Annotated in this window: 20 protein-coding genes and 1 pseudogene; 14 read left to right on the forward strand and 7 right to left on the reverse strand. The window is 71.1% G+C overall.

Annotated elements, in window-relative coordinates:
* Positions 1-90 precede the first annotated feature (90 nt).
* Complete coding sequence (locus ACLQ26_RS13430) at positions 91-1,098, forward strand: LacI family DNA-binding transcriptional regulator (RefSeq protein WP_425744711.1); 1,008 nt, start codon at positions 91-93, stop codon at positions 1,096-1,098.
* Here the strand turns inward: ACLQ26_RS13430 and ACLQ26_RS13435 are convergent.
* The 3 genes and pseudogenes from ACLQ26_RS13435 to ACLQ26_RS13445 form a co-directional block, all read right to left on the reverse strand.
* Positions 1,095-1,820 (reverse strand): methyltransferase domain-containing protein, encoded by a 726-nt coding sequence (locus ACLQ26_RS13435; RefSeq protein WP_425744712.1) that lies wholly within the window; start codon positions 1,818-1,820, stop codon positions 1,095-1,097. The two genes, ACLQ26_RS13430 and ACLQ26_RS13435, sit on opposite strands and share 4 nt — an antisense overlap.
* 145 nt (positions 1,821-1,965) lie before the next feature.
* Positions 1,966-2,211 (reverse strand): annotated as a pseudogene (locus ACLQ26_RS13440) (hypothetical protein); the annotation flags it as partial.
* A 38-nt stretch (positions 2,212-2,249) separates the two neighbouring features.
* Positions 2,250-3,887, reverse strand: a complete 1,638-nt coding sequence (locus tag ACLQ26_RS13445; protein WP_425744713.1) for an ABC-F family ATP-binding cassette domain-containing protein — start codon at positions 3,885-3,887, stop codon at positions 2,250-2,252.
* A gap of 62 nt (positions 3,888-3,949) precedes the next feature.
* Between ACLQ26_RS13445 and ACLQ26_RS13450 the strand changes: the two genes are divergently transcribed.
* The 5 genes from ACLQ26_RS13450 (at position 3,950) to ACLQ26_RS13470 (ending at position 8,732) form a co-directional block, all read left to right on the forward strand.
* Positions 3,950-4,720 (forward strand): ROK family protein, encoded by a 771-nt coding sequence (locus ACLQ26_RS13450; protein ID WP_425744714.1) that lies wholly within the window; start codon positions 3,950-3,952, stop codon positions 4,718-4,720.
* 88 nt (positions 4,721-4,808) lie between these two features.
* The gene (locus tag ACLQ26_RS13455; RefSeq protein ID WP_425744715.1) at positions 4,809-5,177 is read left to right on the forward strand and encodes a tetratricopeptide repeat protein; all 369 of its coding nucleotides are present in this window, start codon (positions 4,809-4,811) and stop codon (positions 5,175-5,177) included.
* Positions 5,178-5,299: 122 nt separating this feature from the next.
* The gene (locus tag ACLQ26_RS13460) at positions 5,300-5,554 is read left to right on the forward strand and encodes a Smr/MutS family protein (RefSeq protein WP_007465523.1); all 255 of its coding nucleotides are present in this window, start codon (positions 5,300-5,302) and stop codon (positions 5,552-5,554) included.
* A 918-nt stretch (positions 5,555-6,472) separates the two neighbouring features.
* The gene (locus tag ACLQ26_RS13465; protein ID WP_425744716.1) at positions 6,473-7,123 is read left to right on the forward strand and encodes a hypothetical protein; all 651 of its coding nucleotides are present in this window, start codon (positions 6,473-6,475) and stop codon (positions 7,121-7,123) included.
* A gap of 286 nt (positions 7,124-7,409) precedes the next feature.
* Positions 7,410-8,732 (forward strand): MFS transporter, encoded by a 1,323-nt coding sequence (locus tag ACLQ26_RS13470; protein WP_425744717.1) that lies wholly within the window; start codon positions 7,410-7,412, stop codon positions 8,730-8,732.
* On the opposite strand, the gene ACLQ26_RS13475 is transcribed toward ACLQ26_RS13470, so the two are convergent.
* A complete protein-coding gene (locus ACLQ26_RS13475) occupies positions 8,714-9,292 on the reverse strand; it encodes an AAA family ATPase (RefSeq protein WP_425744718.1) in 579 nt (192 codons plus the stop codon). The genes ACLQ26_RS13470 and ACLQ26_RS13475 overlap by 19 nt on opposite strands.
* A gap of 69 nt (positions 9,293-9,361) precedes the next feature.
* Between ACLQ26_RS13475 and ACLQ26_RS13480 the strand changes: the two genes are divergently transcribed.
* Positions 9,362-9,856, forward strand: coding sequence for a GNAT family N-acetyltransferase (locus ACLQ26_RS13480; RefSeq protein ID WP_425744719.1), 495 nt, complete (start codon positions 9,362-9,364; stop codon positions 9,854-9,856).
* Between the two features lie 9 nt (positions 9,857-9,865).
* Here ACLQ26_RS13480 and ACLQ26_RS13485 read toward each other — a convergent pair whose 3' ends face one another.
* On the reverse strand, positions 9,866-10,669 hold the full coding sequence (locus tag ACLQ26_RS13485) for a hypothetical protein (RefSeq protein ID WP_425744720.1): 804 nt from the start codon (positions 10,667-10,669) through the stop codon (positions 9,866-9,868).
* A 564-nt stretch (positions 10,670-11,233) separates the two neighbouring features.
* Here ACLQ26_RS13485 and ACLQ26_RS13490 point away from each other — a divergent pair.
* Both ACLQ26_RS13490 and ACLQ26_RS13495 read left to right on the forward strand, forming a co-directional pair.
* Entirely contained in the window at positions 11,234-12,034 is an 801-nt protein-coding gene (locus ACLQ26_RS13490; RefSeq protein WP_425744721.1) for a hypothetical protein, read from the forward strand.
* Between the two features lie 16 nt (positions 12,035-12,050).
* Complete coding sequence (locus ACLQ26_RS13495; RefSeq protein WP_425744722.1) at positions 12,051-12,992, forward strand: threonine/serine dehydratase; 942 nt, start codon at positions 12,051-12,053, stop codon at positions 12,990-12,992.
* Positions 12,993-12,996: 4 nt separating this feature from the next.
* Here ACLQ26_RS13495 and ACLQ26_RS13500 read toward each other — a convergent pair whose 3' ends face one another.
* Positions 12,997-15,135, reverse strand: a complete 2,139-nt coding sequence (locus ACLQ26_RS13500; RefSeq protein ID WP_425744723.1) for a tetratricopeptide repeat protein — start codon at positions 15,133-15,135, stop codon at positions 12,997-12,999.
* 283 nt (positions 15,136-15,418) lie between these two features.
* Between ACLQ26_RS13500 and ACLQ26_RS13505 the strand changes: the two genes are divergently transcribed.
* Positions 15,419-15,910, forward strand: coding sequence for a hypothetical protein (locus ACLQ26_RS13505; protein WP_425744724.1), 492 nt, complete (start codon positions 15,419-15,421; stop codon positions 15,908-15,910).
* 68 nt (positions 15,911-15,978) lie between these two features.
* Here ACLQ26_RS13505 and ACLQ26_RS13510 read toward each other — a convergent pair whose 3' ends face one another.
* Positions 15,979-18,399, reverse strand: coding sequence for a M28 family peptidase (locus ACLQ26_RS13510; protein ID WP_425744725.1), 2,421 nt, complete (start codon positions 18,397-18,399; stop codon positions 15,979-15,981).
* A 262-nt stretch (positions 18,400-18,661) separates the two neighbouring features.
* Between ACLQ26_RS13510 and ACLQ26_RS13515 the strand changes: the two genes are divergently transcribed.
* Genes ACLQ26_RS13515 through ACLQ26_RS13530 form a run of 4 tightly spaced genes read left to right on the forward strand, consistent with a single transcriptional unit; the run spans position 18,662 to position 22,896 of the window.
* Positions 18,662-19,906 carry a PP2C family protein-serine/threonine phosphatase gene (locus tag ACLQ26_RS13515; protein ID WP_425744726.1) on the forward strand — a complete coding sequence of 415 codons (1,245 nt, stop codon included), beginning with the start codon at positions 18,662-18,664 and terminating at the stop codon, positions 19,904-19,906.
* Positions 19,903-21,645 (forward strand): sensor histidine kinase, encoded by a 1,743-nt coding sequence (locus ACLQ26_RS13520; RefSeq protein WP_425744727.1) that lies wholly within the window; start codon positions 19,903-19,905, stop codon positions 21,643-21,645. The genes ACLQ26_RS13515 and ACLQ26_RS13520 overlap by 4 nt, the downstream gene beginning before the upstream one ends.
* Complete coding sequence (locus ACLQ26_RS13525; RefSeq protein ID WP_358109695.1) at positions 21,642-22,094, forward strand: response regulator; 453 nt, start codon at positions 21,642-21,644, stop codon at positions 22,092-22,094. Before ACLQ26_RS13520 ends, ACLQ26_RS13525 begins: the two co-directional genes overlap by 4 nt.
* Complete coding sequence (locus ACLQ26_RS13530; protein WP_425744728.1) at positions 22,087-22,896, forward strand: inositol monophosphatase family protein; 810 nt, start codon at positions 22,087-22,089, stop codon at positions 22,894-22,896. The genes ACLQ26_RS13525 and ACLQ26_RS13530 overlap by 8 nt, the downstream gene beginning before the upstream one ends.
* Positions 22,897-23,100 lie beyond the last annotated feature (204 nt).

Consider the following 23,100-nt stretch of genomic DNA (forward strand, 5'->3'; position numbering starts at 1 on the left):
GCGTCCCTCGTTTCTACAACGTTGTAGGCAACGTTGTAAAGAGCTGGTGACGAGGTATGGTGCGCTGGGTTACATCGGGGAGGTTGCGGCGTGCGACACAGGCTCAAGGACGTGGCCGAACGGGCGGGCGTCTCGGTGAAGACCGTCTCGAACGTGGTGAACGGGTACGTGCACGTACGTCCGGACACCCGGGCCCGGGTCGAGGAGGCCATCGCCGAGCTGAACTACCGGCCCAACCTCTCCGCCCGCCACCTGCGCAAGGGGCGTACCGGGGTGATCGCCCTGGCCGTGCCGGAACTGGACATCCCGTACTTCGCCGAACTCGCCCGCTACGTGGTCACCGCCGCCGCCGACTACGGCTGGACGGTGCTCATCGACCAGACCGGCGGCCGGCGTGAGCAGGAACGGGTTGTCGCTTCCGGCATCACCGACCACCTCATCGACGGGCTCATCTTCAGCCCGCTGGCACTCACGGCGGAGGACCTGGCCGGCCTGGACGGCACCCCGATGGTGCTGCTCGGCGAGCGTGTCGACCACGGTCCGGCCGACCGCGTGGTGATCGACAACGTGAGTGCCGCCCGCCAGATCACCGAGCACCTGATCCAGCTCGGCCACCGCCGGATCGCGGCCATCGGCTCGCAGCGCACCGACGAGGGCGCCAGCGCACGCCTACGCCTGGCCGGCTACGCGGAGGCACTGCGCGCCGCCGGTCTGACCTACGACGAAACCCTCGTGGCGCCCGCGCCGGCCTGGCACCGCGCCGACGGCGCGGCCGCGATGCGCGGCCTGCTCACCACGGGGGTACGCCCCGACGCCGTCTTCTGCTTCAACGACACGCTCGCCCTCGGTGCCCTGCGCGCGCTGCACGAGGCCGGCCTGCGGGTGCCCGAGGACGTGGCGGTGGTCGGCTTCGACGACATCGAGGACGGCCGGTTCTCGATCCCGACCCTCAGCACTGTCGCCCCGGACAAGGAGCAGATCGCACGGCTGGCGGTGGAACTCCTCGCCAACCGCCTGGACGGCGACCGCACCGCCCCCGCCAGGGAACTCAAGGCCCCCCACCACCTGGAACTACGCGAGTCGACCCGGAACCCCTAGTCGAAGAAGCGGGCCAGGTGGGTGGGGGGTGCCGGTTCCGCTTCCGGAGGGAGGGGGGTCAGGTCGGCGAAGATGGAGGCGCCGTCGCAGCCGGCGTGCAGCGGGTACCAGCGCGGGGTGCCCGGCGGGCGGAGCTGGCAGATCCCCTTGAACGTCTGCACGTCCATCAGCCGGACGTGGGTCGGGTCGGCCACCGCGTTGACATGCCCCCACCACGGGCTCATGACGTGGAGGACCCCGCCCGGGCGCAGCACCCGGTGACACTCGTCCACCAGGGGCAGAAAGTCGATCAGGTGCTCCAGGATGTGCACCGCGAACAGGACGTCCACCGAGTTGTCGGCGAGCGGCAGCGAGCCGGAGAGGTCCGCCACCGCGTCCACTCCCGGCGCGGGGAAGATGTCCAGCCCCAGATTGCCGGACCACTGCTTGGTCGGCCCGCAGCCGAGGTCCACCACCACCGGCTCCCGCCCCCCGACGCCGACCCGGCACCAGACGCTGTAGACGCCGGCCAGCCGTCCCACCAGGTCTCGCACCAGCCGGAGTTCCCCGGGCTCGGCCACCTCGCCGCTGAGATGGGCGACCCCCCGGTCGAAGCGCACCTCGACCGCCAGAGCGCGCAGCCGGTCGTCGTTCCGGACCTGGTCCGCCCACGCCTGCGCGAGGGATTCGTCGATCAACCGCAGCCGGTCGGCCGAGGGCGGAGTCTGTGCCAAAGCGACCATTCGGGCCACCTCCCGCCGCGCGTTACCCGCAATCCCGCCCGGTATGCCGCGTTCAGGGAGCGAGTCGGGATCAACCCGAGAGGGTACGGCGGCCCGGCCGGCCTCCGCCGCGCATCCGCTGCCGGGGCGGGGGAGCAGCTGCCTTCGGCCGCTTGAGGTGGTAGCGGTGCAGTTCGTGGTTGCCGGGCAGCGAAGGGTCCTCGCTCATCGCGACCAACTCCCAGCCCTGGTCACCGGCCCGGTTGAGGTGGGCCAGCGAGGTGTCGCCGTACGGCGTCACGTCGACCATCGAGCCGTCCGGGCCGTACCAGACGAAGACGACCTCCCAGCCGAGGTCGTTGGTCGCCGCCTGGCGGCGGCGGACCAGCAGCGCGTACTCCCACTTGAGCATGGCGTCATTCTCACCCCGCGCCGGCCCGCGGGCACGGATCAGTCCTCGGCGATCCGCCCGGCGTCGACCCGCAGCCGACGGTTCGTCTCGATGGCCGCCAGCATCCGCCGGTCGTGGGTGACCAGCAGCAGCGTGCCGGGGTAGCTGGCCAGCGCCGATTCGAGCTGCTCGATGGCGGGCAGGTCCAGGTGGTTGGTGGGCTCGTCGAGCACCAGCAGGTTGACCCCGCGACCCTGGAGCAGCGCCAGCGCCGCGCGGGTCCGCTCGCCGGGGGACAGGGTGGCCGCCGGTCGCGGGACGTGCGCCGCGCGCAGCCCGAACTTGGCCAGCAGGGTCCGCGCGTCCGCCGGCGACATATGAGGTACGGCCGCGTGGAACGCGTCGATCAGCGGCGCGTCACCGAGGAACAGTCCCCGCGCCTGGTCCACCTCGCCGACCACCACTCCCGGCCCGAGCGAGGCGGTGCCCTCGTCCAGCGGCAACCGCCCGAGCAGCGCGGCCAGCAGGGTGGACTTGCCCGAACCGTTCGCCCCGGTCACCGCGACTCGGTCCGCCCAGTCGATCTGGAGGTCGACCGGCCCGAGGGTGAACCCTCCCCGGCGTACCACCGCGGAGCGCAGCGTGGCCACGACGGCGCCGGCGCGGGGCGCGGCGGCGATCTCCATCCGCAGCTCCCACTCCTTGCGGGGCTCCTCGACCACGTCGAGCCGTTCGATCAGCCGTTCCGTCTGCTTGGCCTTGGCGGCCTGCTTCTCGCTCGACTCGCTGCGGAACTTGCGGCCGATCTTGTCGTTGTCGGTGGCCTTGCGGCGGGCGTTCTTCACGCCCTTCTCCATCCAGCCACGCTGGGTGCGGGCCCGCGCCTCCAGGCCGGCCTTCGTGTCGGCGTACTCCTCGAAGTCCGCGCGGGCGTGCCGCCGCGCGACCTCGCGCTCCTCCAGGTAGGCCGCGTAGCCGCCGCCGAAGTGATTGACCTGCTGCTGCGCCAGGTCCAGCTCCAGCACCCGGGTCACCGTGCGGGTGAGGAACTCCCGGTCGTGGCTTACCAGCACCGTGCCGGCGCGCAGTCCGGTGACGAACTCCTCCAGCCGCTCCAGACCGGCCAGGTCCAGGTCGTTTGTCGGCTCGTCGAGCAGGAACACGTCGTACCGGCTGAGCAGCAGCGACGCGAGCCCGGCGCGGGCGGCCTGGCCGCCGGAGAGCCCGGTCGTCGGGTGGTCCAGGTCGACCGCGAGCCCCAGGTCCGCGCTCACCTGCTCGGCGCGCTCGTCCAGGTCCGCGCCGCCGAGGGCGAGCCAGCGCTCCAGAGCGTCGGCGTACGCGTCGTCGGCGCCCGCCGTTCCGGCGGTCAGCGCCTCGGTGGCCGCGTCCAGCGCCGCCTGCGCGGCGGTCACCCCGGTCCGGCGGGCCAGGAAGTCGCGTACCGTCTCGCCCGGTCGCCGTTCCGGCTCCTGCGGCAGGTGTCCGACGCTCGCGGTGGGCGGGCTGAGTCGCACGCTGCCGGCCTCGACCGGCAACAAACCAGCGAGGGTACGCAGCAGCGTCGACTTGCCGGCCCCGTTCGGCCCGACCAGGCCGATCACGTCGCCCGGGGCGACGACCAGGTCCAGCCCGGAGAAGAGTGGGCGGTCCCCGTGCCCGGCGGCCAGGTCCTTGACGATCATCGTGGCGCTCATCAGGACGGCAGCCTATCCGGCTGCTCGCATAAGAGCCGACGGCAGCGGGCAGACTCAACGGCGTGGTGACCACTCTGGCGATCGACTGCGGTGGCGGCGGCATCAAGGCGTCGGTCCTCGACGAGGCAGGCACGATGCGGGCGCGGCCGCTGCGGGTGCCGACCCCGTACCCGCTGCCTCCCGCCCTGTTCGTCCAGACCCTGCGGGAGCTGGGTGGGCGGCTGCCCACCGCGGACCGGTTGACGGTCGGCGTGCCCGGCATGATCCGGCACGGGGTGGTGGTGGCCACCCCGCACTACGTCACCCGCAGCGGGCCCCGCTCGCGCGTCGACCCGGACCTGCAGGCCGAGTGGTCCGGCTGGGACGCGCGGGGCGCGCTGGCGGACGCGTTCGGGGTGCCCGCGCTGGTGCTCAACGACGCCGAGGTGCACGGTGCGGGTGTGGTCGCCGGAACCGGCTGTGAACTGGTGTTGACGCTGGGGACGGGGCTGGGCAGCGCCCTCTTCGACGGAGGGGTGCTCGCACCGCACCTGGAGTTGTCGCACGCGCCGGTGCGCTGGGGCACCACCTACGACACGTACGTGGGCGAGCCGGAGCGTCGGCGGCTCGGCGACGCCTTCTGGTCCCGGCGGATCCGACAGGTGGTGGACGGGCTGCGCCCGGTGTTCCGGTGGGACCGGCTCTACCTGGGCGGGGGCAACTCCCGGCTGATCCGGCCGGAGCAGCTGGCCCGGATGGGCGACGACGTGGTGGTGGTGCCGAACACGGCCGGGATCGTCGGCGGCGTCCGCGCCTGGGAGCTGGCCGCCGGCCGTCGGGACGCCCGCACCTGACCCTATTTCCACCCGGGAACAGTCGCCAAACGCCGAGCGTTGTGCCAGCGTCGGAACAGGTGACGGCGCGACCCGAGGAGGTGGGCAGATGGATCTTCTGGCGGACTACCGGCGGGCGACCATGTTCTTCGAGACCGGTGACCCGAGCGGAGCGGCCCGACTGCTGGAGCCGATCGTGGACGCCGAACCCGGCAACGCGGCCGTCCGGCAGTTGCTGGCCCGGGCGTACTTCCAGTCGGCCCAGCTCAACCGCGCCGAGGAGCATCTGCGGGAGCTTGTCGACCGGGACCCGAGCGACCACTACGCGCACCACGTGCTGGGCCGGACGCTGGAGCGGCTGAACCGGCACACCGACGCGCTGCGGCACCTGCGGATCGCCGCGGCGATGTACCCGGCCAACGACGACTACCGGATCGCGCTGCAGCGGGTGGAAACCCGAGTGGGCGGCAGGCGCTGAGCGTGAACCTGGTGACGAGCGAAGGGGCGGTCCTGTGGGCCGCCCCTTCGTCGTCCTGCGGGCGGGCCGACGGCGTTGCCTAGGATGGCGGACATGGGACCTGACCGGCCGGGGGCTGCGGCATGAAGCTCAAGCTGGACCTGCACGAGATCTTCAACAAGGGGCAGGACATCGACCGCGCGCTGCGCGGGATCATGGACGAGGCGGTGGCGAAGAAGGCCACCCTTGTGGAGATCATCCCGGGCAAGGGGTCGGGTCAGCTCAAGAAGCGCGTGCTGCGGTTCCTCGACCAGAAGGACGTCAAGCAGCTCTACCACCGCGTGGAGAAGGACTCGAAGAACTTCGGCCGCCTCTTCGTCCACTTCCGTTGGAAATAGCGACGGGACGGCTAAGAGCCGCAGCGGGTTAGCGAGGCTCGGTACTGTGCGAGGAGTGGCTACCCGCATAGCTGCTGGTCGCCCGAATCTGAGGCGCCGGAGGGCGTGATGGATGGGATCAATTCGTGGGTTTGCAGCATCATGGCTGTGTTAGCCACCACGTGGGGTGTGGTCGTGCTTGTCACCGGTCAGGCCCCACAACGAGAACTACGTCGTCAGTCCGTCTCTCAGTACGGATGGTCTTGCATCGGCATTGGTGTGGGATTCGGGTTTCTCGCGCTGAGCAGTCTCGACGGTTGGTTCGGACCGCTTGGCATCGTTGGCCTCGGCCTGCTCGCTTTCGTAATCCTTAACAATGGCCGTTCCCATCGAGGGATCACTCAGCAGCGAGGCACGGCAACCAACCAGCGTTGAGGGGGATCCGCCGAGAGGCGTTGACGACGGTTGCGCAGGTCAACCCCGACGATCCGTCCGATGGCAGATGATCTTTCGAGGCCGGAGTTGTAAGGGGTTCAAATCGCAAGATCATGCCGTACCCAGGCCGTCTAACGAGAGCCAACGACGACCATCGTTGACCATCCATGCCAGGCGTAGCAGCAGCTCAGAGCCGCAGTCGTCCGGTTTGATCGACTACGCCCCCTAACTAGATCAATACCGCTGGAAGTAGCAACGCGAAGGGCGCTGGCCATCCGCTGTGGCTGCCCGCCGGTGTCGATGTGCTGTGGAGCGGTATACCTCAGAGGTATGAATATGACTCCGAGGTATACCGCTGACGACCGCATCCGCCCGCACGGAGGTGACTGACGGTCGCCACCGTCGGCCCCAGCCAGGGTTAGGACCTACTCGTCTAGGTGAGCATCGGGCGGAGGCAGGCGGTGGCGGGGCATCATCGGCGGGCGCTGGGGGTACGAACCGTCGATGCGCCTGCATCCCGGTGAAACCGAAGCCGTTGGCTGGCGGGTGGTGACCGTGTTCGACGCCGTCCGGCAGCTCCGCGACGCAGCACCGGACGTCACCGGACGCCCGCGCGTGGTCGCGATCGATGGCCGGGGTGGTGCGGGTAAGACGACCCTGGCGGAGAGGCTGCGGACGGCCGAGCCCAATTCCGCCATCGTGCACACCGACGACGTCGCCTGGAACCATGCCTACTTCGACTGGGGCGCCGTACTCGCCGAGAACATCCTGCGACCCCTGCACCGAGGGGAGCCGGTGAACTTCCGTCCCGATGCCTGGATCAGCCACGACCGAGCCGGGTCAATCACCATTCCTGCCGGCACCGACTTCGTCTGGATCGAGGGCACCGGCATCATCCGGGAAGAACTTGGCCCGTGGCTGGACGCCTCGTTGTACCTACAGGGCGATCTTGATGAGCAGGAGCGCTTGCTTGTCGCTCGCGACGGCGACTCTCCTGAGCAGCAGGAGCATGTGACGAACTGGCTGCGGGAGGAACTGCCCTTCATGCTGCGAGAACGACCGTGGTCCCGCGCCACCCTGATCGTCGCCGGCCCTTCGCGGATTGATCACGACCCGGATACCGAACTGGTCGTAGCCCCACCGATCAGCCGGTAGCGCGCTTACCCGAGAGCGCATGACCGCGCCCAGTCGGTGACCCAGCGGACACCGGTCGGGAGCGCTGGTCCGGGGCGCCATCACGACTACCGGGACGGGGTCGGCACGCTTCCATCCGGGCTGGACCTTGCCCCTGGGGGAAGGCCCAGCATCGTCGGTGCCGCGCACAGCCGGCAGGAGCCGACCGGGGGTCAGGGGTATGGGAGCGCCGACGAGGCCAGCTGAAATCAGCAGCACCGGCGGTGCTGGAGAGAGCGCCGGGAAACGCAAGCTCGGTACGTACCTGATGGACCGGCGTCCACTGGCGATCCCCGCATACCGGCGGCTGTGGATCGCTTCGCTGATCGCCTCGGTGGGTGGTTCGTTCGGCGTGCTCGCCGTCCCCGCGCAACTGTTCACGATGACCGGCTCGTCCGCGACTGTCGGTGTCTCGGCGGCGGTGTCGCTGGTCGCGCTGGTGGTCTCGGCGTTGTGGGGCGGTGCCCTCGCCGATGCTGTCGACCGGCGTCGGCTGCTCCTTGTCGCACATGGTTGCCTCGCGCTGACGTACGCGGGGCTGTGGGCGCAGGCGGCAATGGACCTGCGGTCGGTACCGACCCTCCTGGCGCTGGTCGCCTGCCAGGGCCTCAGCTACGGAGCGGTGATGGCCGTGATGGGGGCGGCGGTGCCCCGCGTGGTGCCGGCCGACCTGCTGGCGGCCGCGAACGGATTGAGCGCGCTGACCCGGTACACCGGGTCGATCGTGGGCCCGCTGCTGGCCGGGGTGTTGATCCCGGTAGTGGGGCTCGGTGCGTTGTACCTGTTGGACACCCTCGCGCTACTGCTCGTCATCTGGTCGGTGTTCCGGCTGCCCCGGCTCCCACCGCAACCATCCGTGCCGGTACCGGCGCTGGTGTCACGCCCTGGGACGCCTGCCTCGATTGGCACGAGCGCGGCTGCGCGTCGGTCTATGGTCGGCCAGCTGCTGGACGGTTTCCGCTACCTCCTGTCCCGGCCACTGCTGGTCGCCCTGATCGGGGTGGATCTGGCGGCGATGGTGTTCGGGGGACCGTGGGCGCTCTACCCGGAGCTTGCCCAGCGAGAGTTCGCCGGCACGGCCGGAGGTGGCTTCGAGCTTGGAGTGCTCTACGCCAGCTACCCGGCGGGCGTGTTCGTGGTCGGGCTGGTGTCGGGTGTGTTCACCCATGCCCGGCGCCACGGCGCGCTGATGGTGACCGCCGCCGTCGCCTGGGGCGGCACGGTCGTGTTGCTGGGGCTGGCACCCCACCTCTGGCTAGCCGCCGCGGCGCTTCTGGTCGGCGGCGGCGTGAACTTCGTACTCAGCATGTTTCGGCGGGCCATCAGCCAGGCGAGTACCGACGACAGGCTACGCGGCAGGATCGAGGGCTCGATGGTCGTCGTCACGGTAGGTGGCCCACAGATCGGCAACTTCCTGCACGGCGTGACGGGCGCGGCATGGGGCCCGCGCTGGGCGATCTCAGTGGGTGGAGGACTGACCATCCTCGCCGTGGCAGGCGTCGTCCGGGCGGTACCGCAGCTGTGGCAGTACGACGCGGCTACCGACATCACTACCGCTGGACGTGGCGACGGTCACGACTCGGCGGGCTGAGCCTGCTTCAGCGGGCCGTGCAGCCAGCGCTCGGCGGCGACGTGACTGCGGAGGTGGACCACGGGAAGGTCCGGACGCCGGGCCGCCAGGGCCTCGATACGTGTGGCCGTCTGGCGATGCGTGTTCCACGCCCAGCGGACGATGTGCTCGGGGTCGGTGAGCACGGTCCAGAGCGGCGGTTCGACGTTGCCGTTCCAGAGCCGCTGGCGTCGAAGACGGCGTACGACGGTCCGCCGGACGACCTGCCGCATGACGGTGATCTTCGGGAGATCGAGCCACACCATCAGGTCGGCGAGGTCCGCGAGGTGGGTGCGGACCGCCTTGTACTGCCACTCGGTCACCCAGGAGGGGTCCGCGCTGAAGAGGCGTACTTCGTCTTCGAAGGAGGGACGCCTGGTCCACGACGGCCCGTGGAAGAGGCCGTCGATCTCTATGTGCGGGGCCTGCAACGAGGTGGCGATGCGGGAGGCGAGGGTCGTCTTTCCGGCGCCCGAGGTCCCGGCGACGAGTACGCGGCGGGGACGGCGCGGCAGGGGATCGGCGGCGTCCAGGTGCGGCATGACGATGAGGGTAGTGCGACCGGCTCGACGGCCCGTATCGCTTTACGCCTCGGTCCTAGGATCGGGATGATGCAGGAGGCACCGCTGGAGGTTCGGCCGGCGCGCTTGTCGGACGTCGCTTCGTTGGTGGAGCTGCGCCTCGCCAACGCCCAGGCGCACCTTGCCCTCGACGCCTCCATTTACCGCGTCCCGCAACGTGACGCGGTAGCGCGCCACTTCGTGGCGATGCTTACCGACGAAGCCGGACGAGACTGCGTCCTCGTCGCTGAGGCTCGGAACGGCCAGGTGCTCGGGATGGTCGAGGTGTTGCGGCATTCCGATCCGCCCGAGCATCAGATCCTGCGCCCTGAGCCTTCGGCCCAGGTGCACACGGTTGTGCTGCCCGAGGCCAGAGGGCTTGGCGTGGGATCAGCGTTGCTGGCAGCGGCCGAGCACTGGGCAGGAAACCGGGGAATCACGTATCTGTCGGCTGGCATCTACCACCGCAACATCGATGCTGTGCGCTTCTACAGCCGGCACGGCTACACCGACGCGGGTCTCTCCCTCGGTAAGAGCGTGGATTAGATCGGCGCTCTATCCGCCGGGCCGGCCGGACGGCAGCGGTGGTGCCACGGTGACGAGTCGGGCCGTCGGTTTCAGGTGGGTGCAGAGTTTCCGGGGGAAGGTAGGGGCCGCCTTGCGAATCACGTCGCACCCACCCGACGTGGTCCGGGCGACAGTCGACCATCCGGCCGGCTCGCTACGCAGGAAGTAGCGCCGCACGGCGGTGTTCACCTCGCACCCGGGGCGTGGCTCGACGCCGCACGGTGTCGGGTCGTCGGCCACCGTCATGACCAGCCACTCCCCGTCGCAGGCTTCGACGTGACCCTGCGAGTGGCGGGAGACGTCCATCCCCCGTACGGCCGCACGCGTCCAGATCGGGTCGCAGCGGTCCTTTGGCGGGTTGCAGCCCAGGTTCTCGTCACACCGGGTGTAGACACCGTTCTTCAGTGCCCACGTCTTCTGGTTGAGCGACAGCGGGCGGTTGCCGATCGGCTCCGCCGACGTGAGGGTCACCTCGGCGGGCGTGAAGGTCGGACAGGCGCCGAACGTGGCCGACTCGGCCGATTCCTGCACGATGTTGGCGAAGATGACGCCGTTCTCCTCCTGGTGGTAGCCGACCTGGACGTTGCGCGAGCAGCCGTCGCGACCGGCGAGCGCCTTCACGTGCACAGTGACCGTCCGGTCATCCGGACCGGGGGTCACGCCGCTCACCTCGGCCTCGTAGGTGCCCCACACGGCGGCCTGGTCTGCGGGCCTCTTCTGGGGATCCCCGCAGGAAGCCAGTGTCGGCAGCACGGCAGTCAGCAGGCAGAGAACTGTGGCGAGCCGGCGCATGGGTGGCATTCTGCCCGGCCGTGTCACATTTCGTGGTCCTCGATGAGGGTGCACACGGCCAGCGGCACCACCCCGGGGATCGGCCCCACGAGCTAGGCGTCGGTGCGGGCGCCGTGGCCGGCCGGGCGACGGGACCAGCACTGCGGGCGCTGGCGTACGGCCAACTCCAGCGAGAGGTGGTCGGACTCGATCATTTCCCTGGCTATTCGACGTGCCATCTCCAGGCGATCGACGTACGCGTCAAGATCGGTCGGGCCGGCGCCAGCCATAATCGAACTCCTCGTCCGCATTCGAACTACTCGCATCATCCACCCGGCCGGGAGTCGTCACCATTCCCCGATCGGTGGAATCGACCCGCCGTACGGCTCCGCTTGGCGTACCTCTGGTGGGGCCGATGGTAACGGCGCATCCGCCACCACGCCGCTGAACTGCGGAAAGTGTTCACAACATACGTTGCGATCAATGGCGACGTGCGGGTTTGCCGGCGGCCGCTACATTGCACGGTGCGTGGATCGGGGGGCGCGACTTTGTCCGCTGAGGGATCTTCGATACGGGAGGACCGCCGTGCGACAACCGAGCAGAACCGATCCGTTGTTCGTGGCCGTCGAGTCCGCGGTGATCACCCGATCGGACGTCGCCGGGCTCGTGGCGGGGCGGATCGCCGCCGTTCGGGTGCCGGGGCTGCTGCCCGCCGCCCGCTGCCACGCGATCACCGCAGCCCTCGCCGACGCGGAGATGGACCGGTACGACGAGAGCCGCGTGTTCCCCGTGGTCGCCAAGTTCGGCCCGGCCATCAACGATCACCGGGACGGCGGTGACCTGCGTGAGGACTACTGGGAGGCCGCGCGTGCCGCCGAGAAGGGCTGGTCCACCCTGGGTCTGTCGGACGCGCCTCGCGAGCTGTGCCTGGCCGCGTTCCGGGCCGCCTGGCCGGATGTGGCGCCCGGGCGGCGGCAGAGGCGGGAGATGCACGTCGGCATCGTCCGCGAGATCAACGCCGGCCTCCAGGTGCACTTCGACGACGCGGTCCGGGAGTACGCGGGCCGGCTGCTCGACGCCGAGGTGGTGGCCCAGTTGGCGTTCAACATCTATGTCCGGGTGCCGCCCGTCGGCGGCGAGACGGTGCTGTGGCGTCGTCGGTGGCAGCCGAACGACGAGGACCTACGGATTCCCGGCGGGTACGGCTACCACGAGTCGGTGGCCGACGGCACGCAGTCGTTGACGTTGCGGCCCGCTCTCGGAGAGGGATTTCTGTTTGACCCGCGCCACTATCACACGGTGCGTCCGGCGACGGATGGCCGGCGCATCTCCATAGGATGTTTCGTCGGGCTCACCGACGACGGTCGACTGGCTCTCTGGTCGTAGTGAAGGGCGTTTCCCCATGGTGGACAGAAACGACGTCGAGGCCGCTGCGGCGCTGGTCGAGGGGCGGGTCCGTCAGACGCCTGTCATCACCGTCGACGGCGCCGACTTCGGAGTGCCCGGGCTGCTCAGCCTCAAGCTGGAGCTGCACCAGCACACCGGTTCGTTCAAGCCGCGCGGCGCGTTCAACCGGATGCTCCAGGGTGCGCTGCCGTCGGCGGGGGTGATCGCCGCGTCGGGGGGCAACCACGGCCTCGCGGTCGCGTACGCGGCCCGGTCGCTGGGCGTGCCTGCGGAGGTTTTCGTGCCGGTCACCGCCTCGCCGGTGAAGGTACAGCGCCTGGCCGGGCTGGGCGCGCAGGTGCGGCAGGTGGGCCAGCACTACGCCGAGGCGTTGGCCGCCAGCACCCAGCGGGCAGGTGAGACCGGGGCGCTTGTGGTGCACGCGTACGACCAGCCGGAGGTGGTGGCCGGTCAGGGCACCGTGGGTCGGGAGTTGGAGGGCCAGCTCGACGGGATCGACACAGTGCTGGTGGCGGTCGGCGGTGGTGGGTTGGTGTCGGGCATCGCGACCTGGTTCGACGGGTCGGTGCGCGTCGTCGGCGTCGAGCCGGAGCAGATCCCCACCCTGCACGGCGCCCTCAAGGCGGGTCGGCCTGTCGACATCGAGGTGGGCGGCATCGCCACGGACTCGCTGGGTGCCCGCCGCATCGGCGACATCGCCTTCGAGACTGCCCGTCGTACCGGCGTGGTCTCCGTGCTGGTGCGCGACGAGGATCTGGCGCGGGCGCGGCGGCTGCTCTGGTCGGAGCTGCGGGTCGCCGCCGAGTTGGGCGGCGCCGCCGCGTTGGCCGCCCTGGTCGGCGGCGCGTACGTGCCGCAGGCGGGCGAGCGGGTGGCGCTGATCGTCTGCGGTGGCAACACCGACCCGAGCGACCTGGGCCCGGCGGCGCCGCACTGACAGGTCAGTCGCCGTCGCGCAGGCGACGCAGCGCGTTCGCCACCTGGAGGGTGTCCAGGTGGGTGGCCCCGAGCAGACGCCGCCGGTCGGCGAGCAGGCGCTCGTACACCTCGATCGCCGCGTCGACCTGCCCGTCGAGCAGCAGCACGACGGCGAGGGTGGCCCGGATGGTGAGCACCTCGCTGCGGTCGGCGTGCCGGGGCTCCACGGTGGCGAGGGTGGCGTGCAGCTCAGCTTCCGCCTCGGCGAGCCGGTTCTGCTCCTGCATGCACCGGGCCAGCGTGTGCCGGGCCTGCCAGGTTTCGGGCTGGTTGAGCGGCCACAGTCGGTAGCGGACCTCCAGGATGGCGTGCAGCATCTCCTCGGCCTCGGGGGCCCGGTGCTGGGCGAGGACGGCCAGCGCGAGGCTGTGCCGCACGATCATCGTGTCCCAGTGCTCGGGCCCGCGGACCTGGTCCTCGGCGGCGACGATCTGCCGCAGCTCCACCTCGGCCTCCGGCCACTGACGCTGGGCCATGATCGCCTTGGTGAGCTTGTGGCGGCTCGCGAGGGTGTCGGGGTCGTCGCTGCCCAGCACGCGTGTGCGGTCGGCGATGACGTCGCGGAGCACCCGGTCGGCCATCTCCGGCTGGTTGCGCTCCAGAAAGGTGCGGCCCAGCTCGTGGCGCAGCGCCAGCACCTGGGGCCGGTCCAGGTCGTGGTCGTACGCGGCGCAGCCCCGCACGATCGGGTCGAGGATGTCGAAGGCCGAGCCCGGCAGGCCGATCGCGATGAGGTAGCGGGCGGTGAGCCGGGTCAGCTCCAGCGCCCGGCGTACGGTCTCGGGGTCGTGTTTCTGCCTCTGCGGCACGAGGTATTCGCGTACCGCCTCGACGAGGTGTGGCACCAGCACGTCCCAGTTGGACCAGGCCGCCGAGTCGTCCGGGCTCTGCCCCTCGGTGGCGGCGAGAAGCAGCTTCATGACGACACCGTGGTATTCGGCGATCTGCTCGCGCACCTCGTCACGGTCGCGGAACATCGCGTGTACCAGCGGGTGCAGCGAGAGCACGTGCGCGAAGGCCGGATCGGTGACGTCCTCCCGGACGTCGAAGTCGACAAGGGCGAGGTCGCCGATGCCCTCCAGCACCTTCACCCGCTGCCGCGCCGTCAGCCCCTCGAACAGCGGTGACCCGGCCAGGATCGCCGGCTTGAGCACCACCTCGTACGGCACCGGGGAGACGCTCAGGCAGGCCAGCACGTTGAGCAGCGGTCGGCTCTGCTGAAGCTGGCGGCGGGCCAGCAGGTCCAGGGAGAGGTCGTCGACCTCGCGGACGATCTCCAGGCCGAGCGACTCGTCGAGGTCGACGTCGGCGGCGTCCCGTGGCGAACGGAACCGCCGCTCCACGGCCGTGCGGTAGTCGGCGAAGGTGGTGATGGTGGAGGTGCCGCGCCAGACCGGGCTGGCGTTTACCGACCGCAGGTAGTTGCCGGCCGCGCGCAGGGCCAGGGGCAACCCGCCCAGCTCCCGTGCCAGCTCGCGGGCGTCGTCGAGGTCGCCGGCCTGTGCGCCGGCCCGGTCGATGAGCACCTGCGCCCCGGCGTCGCCGTCGAGCGGGCGTACCTGGTGCAGGGTCGACCAGGTGCCCCAGGTCGACCGGTTGCCGTCCCGGGTGGTCACCAGGACCATGCCGTCCTCGGCCTCCGGCCTGCGCAGCCAGCCGGTGCCGTCGGCGAGCACCCCGTCGGTGGGGCCGAGCGTGCCGGGCTCGTCCGCGCTGTCAAAGATCAACAGCCAGGGCTGCTGAGCCTGGTTGAGGTAGCGCCAGACCAGGTCGGTCGCGCTGATCATGCCGGCCCATGCCTGGTCGACCTGGCTCTCCGAGGCACCGAGTTGACTGACCACCTCGCGCATCCCGGAGTTGAGCCGCCCCGCCTGCACCCACCAGACGGTCCGGCCGTCGGCTCGGGCCTGGCGGGCGATCTCGAGGGCCACGTGGCTCTTACCGGAGCCGCCCATACCGCACAGGATGTGCACCCCACCGGCGTCCGCCGGCTGCATGATCTCGTCGATCAGGTCGTCCCGGCCGTGCAGCGGGCTGTCCAGACGCCCGAGTGGCGGATCGACGGAGACGCGACTCGGTCGGTCGTAGGCGGGTCGGCGCACGGCCGCATCCTCGGGTGGAGCGTCCGCAGTCAATGCGGTCCCCCTTCGGTGGCGAAATTGCGGCGCGGCGGGCGGCAGAAAGATCATGTCCACTGAGTGGGCATTCGGAGGGATCGTCACCCGCGCCACGTTCCCGCAAGCGTATCCACCAGCGTACTGACTTGCACACTCTCCGTTTAGGCCGGCCGACTGACCGGAATCGCCACCGCCAATTCCATTTCGCCGTTCATTCGGGGCCGATCCGCCGTGTTCGTTCCTCGCGCGGCGCCTCCACGATGGACGCATGAGCTGGTTGCCGTACGACGATGTGGCCGACTGGGGTTCGGTGCCGGACTGGTTCGGCGCGCTCGGTTCCATCGCGAGCGTGCTCTTCGTCTATCTCGGGCTGCGCCGGGAGATCCGCGCCCGCCGCTCCGATGATCTGCGGGTCCGGGCCACCCAGGCCCGGTTGGTCTCGGCGGTCGCCCAGATCCGGGGCAACTCGGTGCTGCGGGTGGCCGTGGCCAACGAGAGTGACGCCCCGGTGCTGGACGTGACAGTGCTGCCGCGACTGGTTCCGTCCGATGATCCCGAGGGCCCGCCCGTGGACCTGGCCGCCGCGAAACAGGTCCGCCGGATCAACGGCCGGGAGAGTTCGGAATTGTTCGTCACCGTCACGGCGGAGCATCGGCTGCAAGCGACGACCGACACCGTTCTGGTGGAACTCACCTTCACCGATCACGACGGAAACCGCTGGCGGCGTATCGGCTCCGGTCAACCCGAGCCGGTGAGCTGATTGAGACGCAATTCCGACAGAGGTGGTCCGGCGGCACACAGCAGCCGCCGGACCACCTCTTCGTCTTCTCAGAGGGGATAGGTGCGCGCGACCGCCAGCATCTCGGAACTGTGCGATCCGACGACGCCGACGGCCGGCGGCCGGGGCCGGAAGCCGGGCAGCGCGTCCAACCCGTCACTGGCGTCCATCGCCCGCAGCGACACCTGCGTGGCGATCGGCCGCAGCGTCAACGTGACCTCGACACCCTCCGACGGCGGGGCGTGGAAGACCAGTCCGAACCCCCACCTGCCCGCGCGGGGCTTCACCGGCACCTGACGGCCGGACACCTCGGCGCGCAGCACCGTGGCGGTCGCCGTGTCGACGTGCAGGGTGGCGAGTCGGACCGCCCGCTGCGGGGTGAGCCGAAGCCGCAGCGTGCGCTCACCGCCGGCGCTGGTGTCGGCCAGCACGTCGAGCTTCGGCGCCGGCAGGTTCGCCGCCTGCGCCGGCCCGGATCGCAGCTCACCGTCGCCGAGCCCGGGGAAGTCGTCGCCGACGTCGGCCACCCCGCCGACGTAGCCGTCCGTCCACGGCTGCGGGTCGGTCTCGTGGCTCAGCCAGCGGGCCTGCCCGGTGCCGGCGTCCAGGGCGTACATCAGGTGGGTGGGCGCGGGGTGGGCGGCGTCGAACCGGTCCACGGCAAGCCCGACCCCGGCGAGCACCACAGCCGCCAGGGCGGCGGCCCCGGCCGGCAGCACCGCGAGTCGCCGGGCCCGCAGCGCCACCAGTCCGCGCTGCCCGCCGGCCTGCGGGTGCAGCAGGTCGACCACCGGCAGCGCCGTCAGGCCGAGCAGCACCGCGACCAGGGCGGCCACCCCACCCATCGCCATGCCCAGCGCGGGGAAGAGCAGCACCACCGTCGGCAGCAGGATCACCACGCCGACCGCGGCGGCGGCCGTCACCGCCACCACCGGCCACGGCCCGGTCCTCCGGGTCCGCAGCGCGACCAGTCCGCCGAGGGCGCCGGCCAGGGCCGGCACTGTGGTGAGGTACGCCCCGCCGGGCACCGCCACGGCGAGCAGCACCCCGAGCAGGGCCAGCCAGGTCAACCCGCCGACGGCGAGCGCGGCCGGGCCGATCCGGCGCCGGACCAGCGCGTACCAGGTGAACAGGATGGCGGCGGCGAGCGCCAGCACGGCCAACCGGTACCAGATCGGCCGGTACGGGTCGAGCAGTTCCGCGTACCCGGGACGGATCGCGGTGATCGCCAGCCAGAGCAGTTGCGCGGCGACCGGCGCGACCACTATCGGCACGAGGGCGAGGGCGAATCCGGCGGCCAGCCGCCCGGTGCTCGCCCGGCCGCTGCGGCGGGTCAGCCAGCCCAGTGCCGCGACGGCCAGCACCGCGAGCAGGGCCAGCGGCAGGACGAGCCATCCCGGGTAGCGGACCAGCCCACCCGGGACGGGGAAGTAGGTCGCGTCGTAGCCGGAGCGCAGGTCGGTGAGGTCGGTGCGGCCGAACTCCCGAGCCATACCCAGCGCGTTGTCCCCGTGCTGCTGGAGGCTGCCCCGATCCATCGCCGCCGGGGTGTCCAGCGGCGTGTGGTAGATCGCGCCGCCGTCGATGTACGCCGAGTTCAGCCCGACGAACTTCTGATCGAGAAAGGCGGTGAAGTCGGTGTCGTTGGGCAGTGCCCGGTAGATCTCCACCGCGAACGAGGTGCCGACGGGGTGCGGGGCGGCCCGGCCGAAGACGTCCACCAGCTTCGCGTTGTTCTTCGACGTCTCGAACATGATCACCGGGCCGGTGGAGCCGCGCGCCTCCAGGTTGAGCACCACACCACCGTCGGCGGCGAGGGGGTGGCTCGCGGCGAACGCCGCGGCGCCACAGAGGCACGCCTCCTCGGCGTCGGTGAGCACGAAGACGATGTCGTTGCGGGGCCGCGGGCCGGTGGTAAGCGCGCGGGCCACCTCCAGGATGGCCGACGTGCCGGCCGCGTCGTCGTTGCCGCCCGGTCCGGTCTGCACCGAGTCGTAGTGCGCGACAAGGAACACCCGCCCCGTCGGGTCGGTGCCGGGCAGTCGGGCCACCACGTTGCGCACCCGGGCCACTGTCGCCCCGCCGGCCGCCCCACTGAGCTGGCCGGCCTCCGGCGCGACGGTGTCCTGCACCTCCGTCTCCAGGCCCAGGCCGCGCAACTTCTGCTCGATGTGCGCGCGAACCTGGTCGTTGGCCGGGCTCCCGGCGACGTGCGACCGGGCCGCGATCACCTGCACGTCCTCGTACGCCCGGGTGGCGCTGAAGTCGCCAGCCGGCGCGTCCGCGGGTCGCGGCGTCGGGGTGCGCAGGTCGAGCAGGCTGCCGGCGCCGACGGCCGCCAGCGCGACAAGCGCCGCGGCGGCGGCCAGGAGCCGCCGGCGCGGTCGGGTCAGCGCACGGTCGGCCGGGGGTACGCCCGGACCCGGCCGGAGCGGTACGCCCGCCGTGACGGGGGTGGGGGGTGCGCCCATCCGAACTCCTCGGGGGTGGTGGGGCCTGGGGTGGCACCATCCTGCCCTCCGGCGATTCGGGATGGGATGGCCGGGCGTCCACCGATTCCCGCCCGTCGGCGGAGGGCTCGGCCGCCCGGTTTGTCCCCCGGCGAGCAGTGACCCGGCCCATGCCCGCCCGTGCCGCGCCCATCGTGTTGTGTGCGACCGTTGTCTAATACAGGATCAGCAGGGCACTCGGAAGGAGCCCGACATCACCAGCGAACTCCCGCGTCTCGCGGCGGTGACCCGGCCGTACCGGGGAAGCGGCCTGGCCGGTTCCCCCGTCGTGCCGTACCCGCACGGCGGCCTGGCGCGGCACGGCAACCTGCCGCCCGGCGAGCGGTTGCGGGTGCTGCTGGTGGAGGACGACGAGGGCGATGCCTTCCTCGTCGGTGAGCTGCTCGCCGAGACGAACTCGATGATCGACCTGGTGGTCGCCACCAGCCTCCGGGAGGCGCGGCAACGGATCACAGGCGTCGACTGCGTCCTGCTCGACCTGGGCCTGCCCGACGCGCAGGGGCTGGACGGGCTGCGCCTGGTGCTGGAGATGTCGAGCGGGGCGGCGGTGTGCGTGCTGACCGGGCGCTCGGACGAGCACCTGGGTGTGGTGGCGGTCGCCGAGGGCGCACAGGACTACCTGGTCAAGGGCCAGGTAGACGGCGTGCTGCTGACCCGGGCGCTGCGCTACGCGGTCGAGCGCAAGCGCGCCGACGAGAACGCCCGCCGGCTGCGTGAGGTCGAGTTGCGCCAGGCCGAGTCGGCCCGCCTCGAACGCGGCCTGCTGCCGCAACCGCTGATGACGACCGACCAGGTGGCCGTGCACACCTTCTACCGACCGGGTCGGCACGCCGCCCTGATCGGCGGGGACTTCTTCGACGTGGTGCAGACCCGTCCGGACCGTCTCGACCTGATCGTGGGGGACGTCTGCGGGCACGGGGTGGACGAGGCCGCGCTCGGTGTGGAACTGCGGGTGGCCTGGCGGGCGCTCGTGCTCGCCGGAGTGCCGGACGACGAGGTGCTGCCCGCGCTGGAGCAGGTACTGATGAGTGAGCGCCGCCTCCAGGAGATCTTCGCGACGGTGGCCACCACCCGACTCGACCTGGACGCCAACCGGGCCACCGTCCGACTCGCCGGGCATCCGCCGCCGCTGCTGCTCTCCGGCGGCCGGGTCGTCCCGGTGCCCGCGCCCGGCGGCCTGCTGCTGGGCGTACGACCTCGCCGGCCGATCGCCTACGACCTGGAGTTCGACACCGATGACTGGTCCCTGCTGATGTACACCGACGGCCTGATCGAGGGGCGGGTGGGCGCCGGCAACGAACGGCTCGACGTGCCGGGCCTGAGCGGGCTGCTCGACGAGCCGGCCAACCGGGAGGTCTCGCTGCCCGAGTTGCCGGCCTGGCTGGTCGGTCGGGCCGAGCAGATCAACGGTGGCCCGCTCGCCGACGACGTGGCCATGCTGCTTGTCAGTCGGGGCGGTGGCCGGTGAAGCCGGTGGTCGGCGGCTGGAGTCTGCGCCGCCGGGTCATCACGCTGCTCACAGTCGTGGGCGTGCTGCTGATCGGCCTGGCCACCGCGGAGGCCGCGATGGCCGCGCGTAACCGCACCCAGATCGACGCCATCCTCAACGAGACCGGCCCGCTGCGGGTGCAGTCGCAGGAACTCCTCAACGCGGTGCTCGACCAGGAGACGGCGGTTCGCGGGTACGCGGTGAGTGGTGACCCGGCCGATCTGGGCCCGTACGAGGCAGGGCTCGACCAGGAGAAGGACACCGTCACCGCGATGCGGGTGCTGCTCAACGACTACCCGCAGATCGGGCAGGAGCTGCGGATCGTCGAGGAGCGCGCCGAGCAGTGGCGGGTGTCGGTCGCCGAGCCGGTGATCACCACGACGGAGCAGGACGGCACCCGCGCCGGCCAGGCGTTGGTCACCGAGCAGGCCCGGCAGCGGTTCGACGAGGTGCGGTCGGCAGTCAACGACCTCCAGCAGGAGATCCTGGCAGCCCGGGAACAGTCCGCCACGGACGTTCGCAACAGCAGCAACCTGCTGGTCCTGCTGCTGATCATCGCGGCGCTGGTGGTGGTCGTGGCCGGCGCGGTGCTGCTGCTCTCGCTGGACCGGATGGTGATCCGGCCGCTGACCGGGCTGGCCACCCAGGTCCGCGAGGTCGCCGAGGGCGACTACCAGCACCGCATCGCCACCGTCGGTCCACCGGAGTTCATCCGGCTCGGCGACGACGTGGACGCGATGCGCCAGAAGATCGCCTCCGACCTGGCCGAGGTGCGGGAGGCTCGCGAGCGCATCGAGTGGGTCAACAGCCAGCTCCAGAAGCAGGCCGAGGAGCTGACCCGGTCCAACCGCGACCTGGAGCAGTTCGCGTACGTGGCCTCCCACGACCTGCAGGAGCCGCTGCGCAAGGTGGCCAGCTTCTGCCAGCTGCTCCAGCGCCGCTACGCCGGGCAGCTCGACGAGCGGGCCGACCAGTACATCGCCTTCGCGGTGGACGGCGCGCAGCGGATGCAGCGCCTGATCAACGACCTGCTCGCGTTCTCCCGGATCGGCCGCCTCACCACCGGCTTCGTCGACGTCGACCTCAACAAGGTGATGGGCGACGTGGCGGGTCAGACCGAGGCCGCCCGGCAGTACGCCGACGCCGAGCTGACCTGGACCGGCCTGCCGGTGATCCGTGGTGAGGAGCCGCTGCTCACCAACCTGCTGGCCAACCTGGTCAGCAACTCGATCAAGTTCCGTCGTCCCGACGCGCCGCCGAAGGTGCACATCTCGGCCCGGCTGGTCGACGCCGAGTGGGAGATCACCTGCCAGGACAACGGCATCGGGATCGAGCCGGAGTTCGCCGACAAGATCTTCGTGATCTTCCAGCGTCTGCACTCGAAGGACGCGTACCCGGGCACCGGCATCGGATTGGCGATCGTCAAGAAGATCGTGGAATATCACGGCGGCCGGGTCTGGGTGGACACCGACGTGCCGGAGGGCACGGCGATCAGGTTCACCCTTCCGGCTCGTCCGGAGGACGTGGAGGCGGCGGCCGCCACCACCACCGCCGACACCGCCGAGCAGCCGCAGCCGGCCGATGCGGGGGAGCCGACGCCCGCGGACGAGGTGTCGTCCGCGCTGCCGGAGCACTCCGCCGGGGCGGACCAGCCGGACCGGGCCGACGGGGCGTCGGAAAGCGGTAGAACGGGTGACATGAGGGAGACGGTGGGATGACCGCGCCGGCGGACGGCAAGAGCCCGATCGAGGTCCTGCTCGTGGAGGACGATCCGGGTGACGTGTTGATGACCCAGGAGGCGTTCGAGGAACACAAGCTGCGCAACCGGCTGACGGTCGTCTCCGACGGTGCCGAGGCGCTGGCCTACCTGCGGCGGGAGGGCCAGTATGCCGACGCGGTGGCCCCCGACCTGATCCTGCTCGACCTCAACCTGCCCCGCCGGGACGGCCGGGAGGTGCTGGAAGAGATCAAGAACGACCCGGAGCTGCGTCGGATCCCGGTGGTCGTGCTCACCACCTCCCAGGCCGACGAGGACATCCTGCGCAGCTACCAGCTGCACGCCAACGCCTACGTGACCAAGCCGGTGGACTTCGAGCGCTTCATCGCCGTGGTCCGACAGATCGACGAGTTCTTCGTCAGCGTGGTCAAGTTGCCGCCGCGTGGCTGACACCCTGCTCGACGACGTCGGTGACCTGCTCCTGGAGGCCGCCGACCAGGTCGTGGTGCCGCTGTTCCGCAAGCTCGACGACGCCGACGTGTCGGAGAAGGCGCCCGGTGAGGTGGTCACCGTCGCCGACCGCCGGGCCGAGGAGCTGATCTCCGCCGGGCTGCGCAGGCTGCGGCCTGGCTCGGTGGTGGTGGGCGAGGAGGGCGTCGCCGACGACCCGGGGCTGCTGCGGCACCTGCGCGACAGCGGCGACGTGTGGCTTGTCGACCCGGTCGACGGCACCGCCAACTTCGTCGCCGGCCGCCGGCCGTTCGCCCTGATGGTGGCACTGCTTACCGATGGGCGTCCGACCGCCGGATGGATCCTCGACCCGCTGGCCGAGACGTTGGCCGCCGGTTGGGCCGACGAGGGCAGCCTGCTCAACGGCCAGCCGGTCGATTCCGCGAACGCGGTGCCGTCGCTGGGTGACCTGCGCGGCGTGGCGATGACCCGGTTCCTGCCGCCGGAGTCCCGCGACCGGGTCCGCGCCGGCGGTCGGCGGCTCGGCGAGTTGCTGCCCGGCCAGCACTGTGCCGGCCGGGAGTACCTGGACATCCTCACCGGCGAGCAGCAGTTCGCCCTCTTCTGGCACACCCTGCCGTGGGACCATGCGCCGGGCACCCTGCTGGTGCGCGCCGCGGGCGGTGTCGCCCGCCGGTTCGACGGCGTCGACTACCACCCCGCCGACGAGGGTCGCGGGTTGCTCGTCGCGGTCAACGAACAGGTCTGGACCGAGGTGCACGACGCTCTGCTCGGCGCCTGATCCGGGCACCGCGACGACGACGGCGCGCCATTTCCACCCACCGTGCGACGGCGGCGCCACGCTGCGTCGACACTGGGGCCGGCGGGCCGTCACGGGGCTGGTCGCCGGCGCGCGTTCCGGTATCGTGACCGGCGGTCTCCGCCAGCAGGCCGCCGACCGGCGCCGGCGGGGACGCCGCCGCGCAGGGTTCACCGGGGGCCGGCG

The organism is Micromonospora sp. DT43 (genome assembly GCF_049841645.1).
Taxonomy (GTDB): domain Bacteria; phylum Actinomycetota; class Actinomycetes; order Mycobacteriales; family Micromonosporaceae; genus Micromonospora.

Bases quoted from the DNA above. Each gene is read 5' to 3' on its own strand.
- ACLQ26_RS13505 (WP_425744724.1), top strand. From the start codon at position 15,419: ATGAGCTGGTTGCCGTACGACGATGTGGCCGACTGGGGTTCGGTGCCG.
- ACLQ26_RS13525 (WP_358109695.1), top strand. From the start codon at position 21,642: ATGACCGCGCCGGCGGACGGCAAGAGCCCGATCGAGGTCCTGCTCGTG.
- ACLQ26_RS13435 (WP_425744712.1), bottom strand. From the start codon at position 1,820: ATGGTCGCTTTGGCACAGACTCCGCCCTCGGCCGACCGGCTGCGGTTG.
- ACLQ26_RS13455 (WP_425744715.1), top strand. From the start codon at position 4,809: ATGGATCTTCTGGCGGACTACCGGCGGGCGACCATGTTCTTCGAGACC.
- ACLQ26_RS13460 (WP_007465523.1), top strand. From the start codon at position 5,300: ATGAAGCTCAAGCTGGACCTGCACGAGATCTTCAACAAGGGGCAGGAC.
- ACLQ26_RS13445 (WP_425744713.1), bottom strand. From the start codon at position 3,887: ATGAGCGCCACGATGATCGTCAAGGACCTGGCCGCCGGGCACGGGGAC.
- ACLQ26_RS13495 (WP_425744722.1), top strand. From the start codon at position 12,051: ATGGTGGACAGAAACGACGTCGAGGCCGCTGCGGCGCTGGTCGAGGGG.
- ACLQ26_RS13475 (WP_425744718.1), bottom strand. From the start codon at position 9,292: ATGCCGCACCTGGACGCCGCCGATCCCCTGCCGCGCCGTCCCCGCCGC.
- ACLQ26_RS13465 (WP_425744716.1), top strand. From the start codon at position 6,473: ATGCGCCTGCATCCCGGTGAAACCGAAGCCGTTGGCTGGCGGGTGGTG.
- ACLQ26_RS13470 (WP_425744717.1), top strand. From the start codon at position 7,410: ATGGACCGGCGTCCACTGGCGATCCCCGCATACCGGCGGCTGTGGATC.
- ACLQ26_RS13510 (WP_425744725.1), bottom strand. From the start codon at position 18,399: ATGGGCGCACCCCCCACCCCCGTCACGGCGGGCGTACCGCTCCGGCCG.
- ACLQ26_RS13480 (WP_425744719.1), top strand. From the start codon at position 9,362: ATGCAGGAGGCACCGCTGGAGGTTCGGCCGGCGCGCTTGTCGGACGTC.
- ACLQ26_RS13485 (WP_425744720.1), bottom strand. From the start codon at position 10,669: ATGCGCCGGCTCGCCACAGTTCTCTGCCTGCTGACTGCCGTGCTGCCG.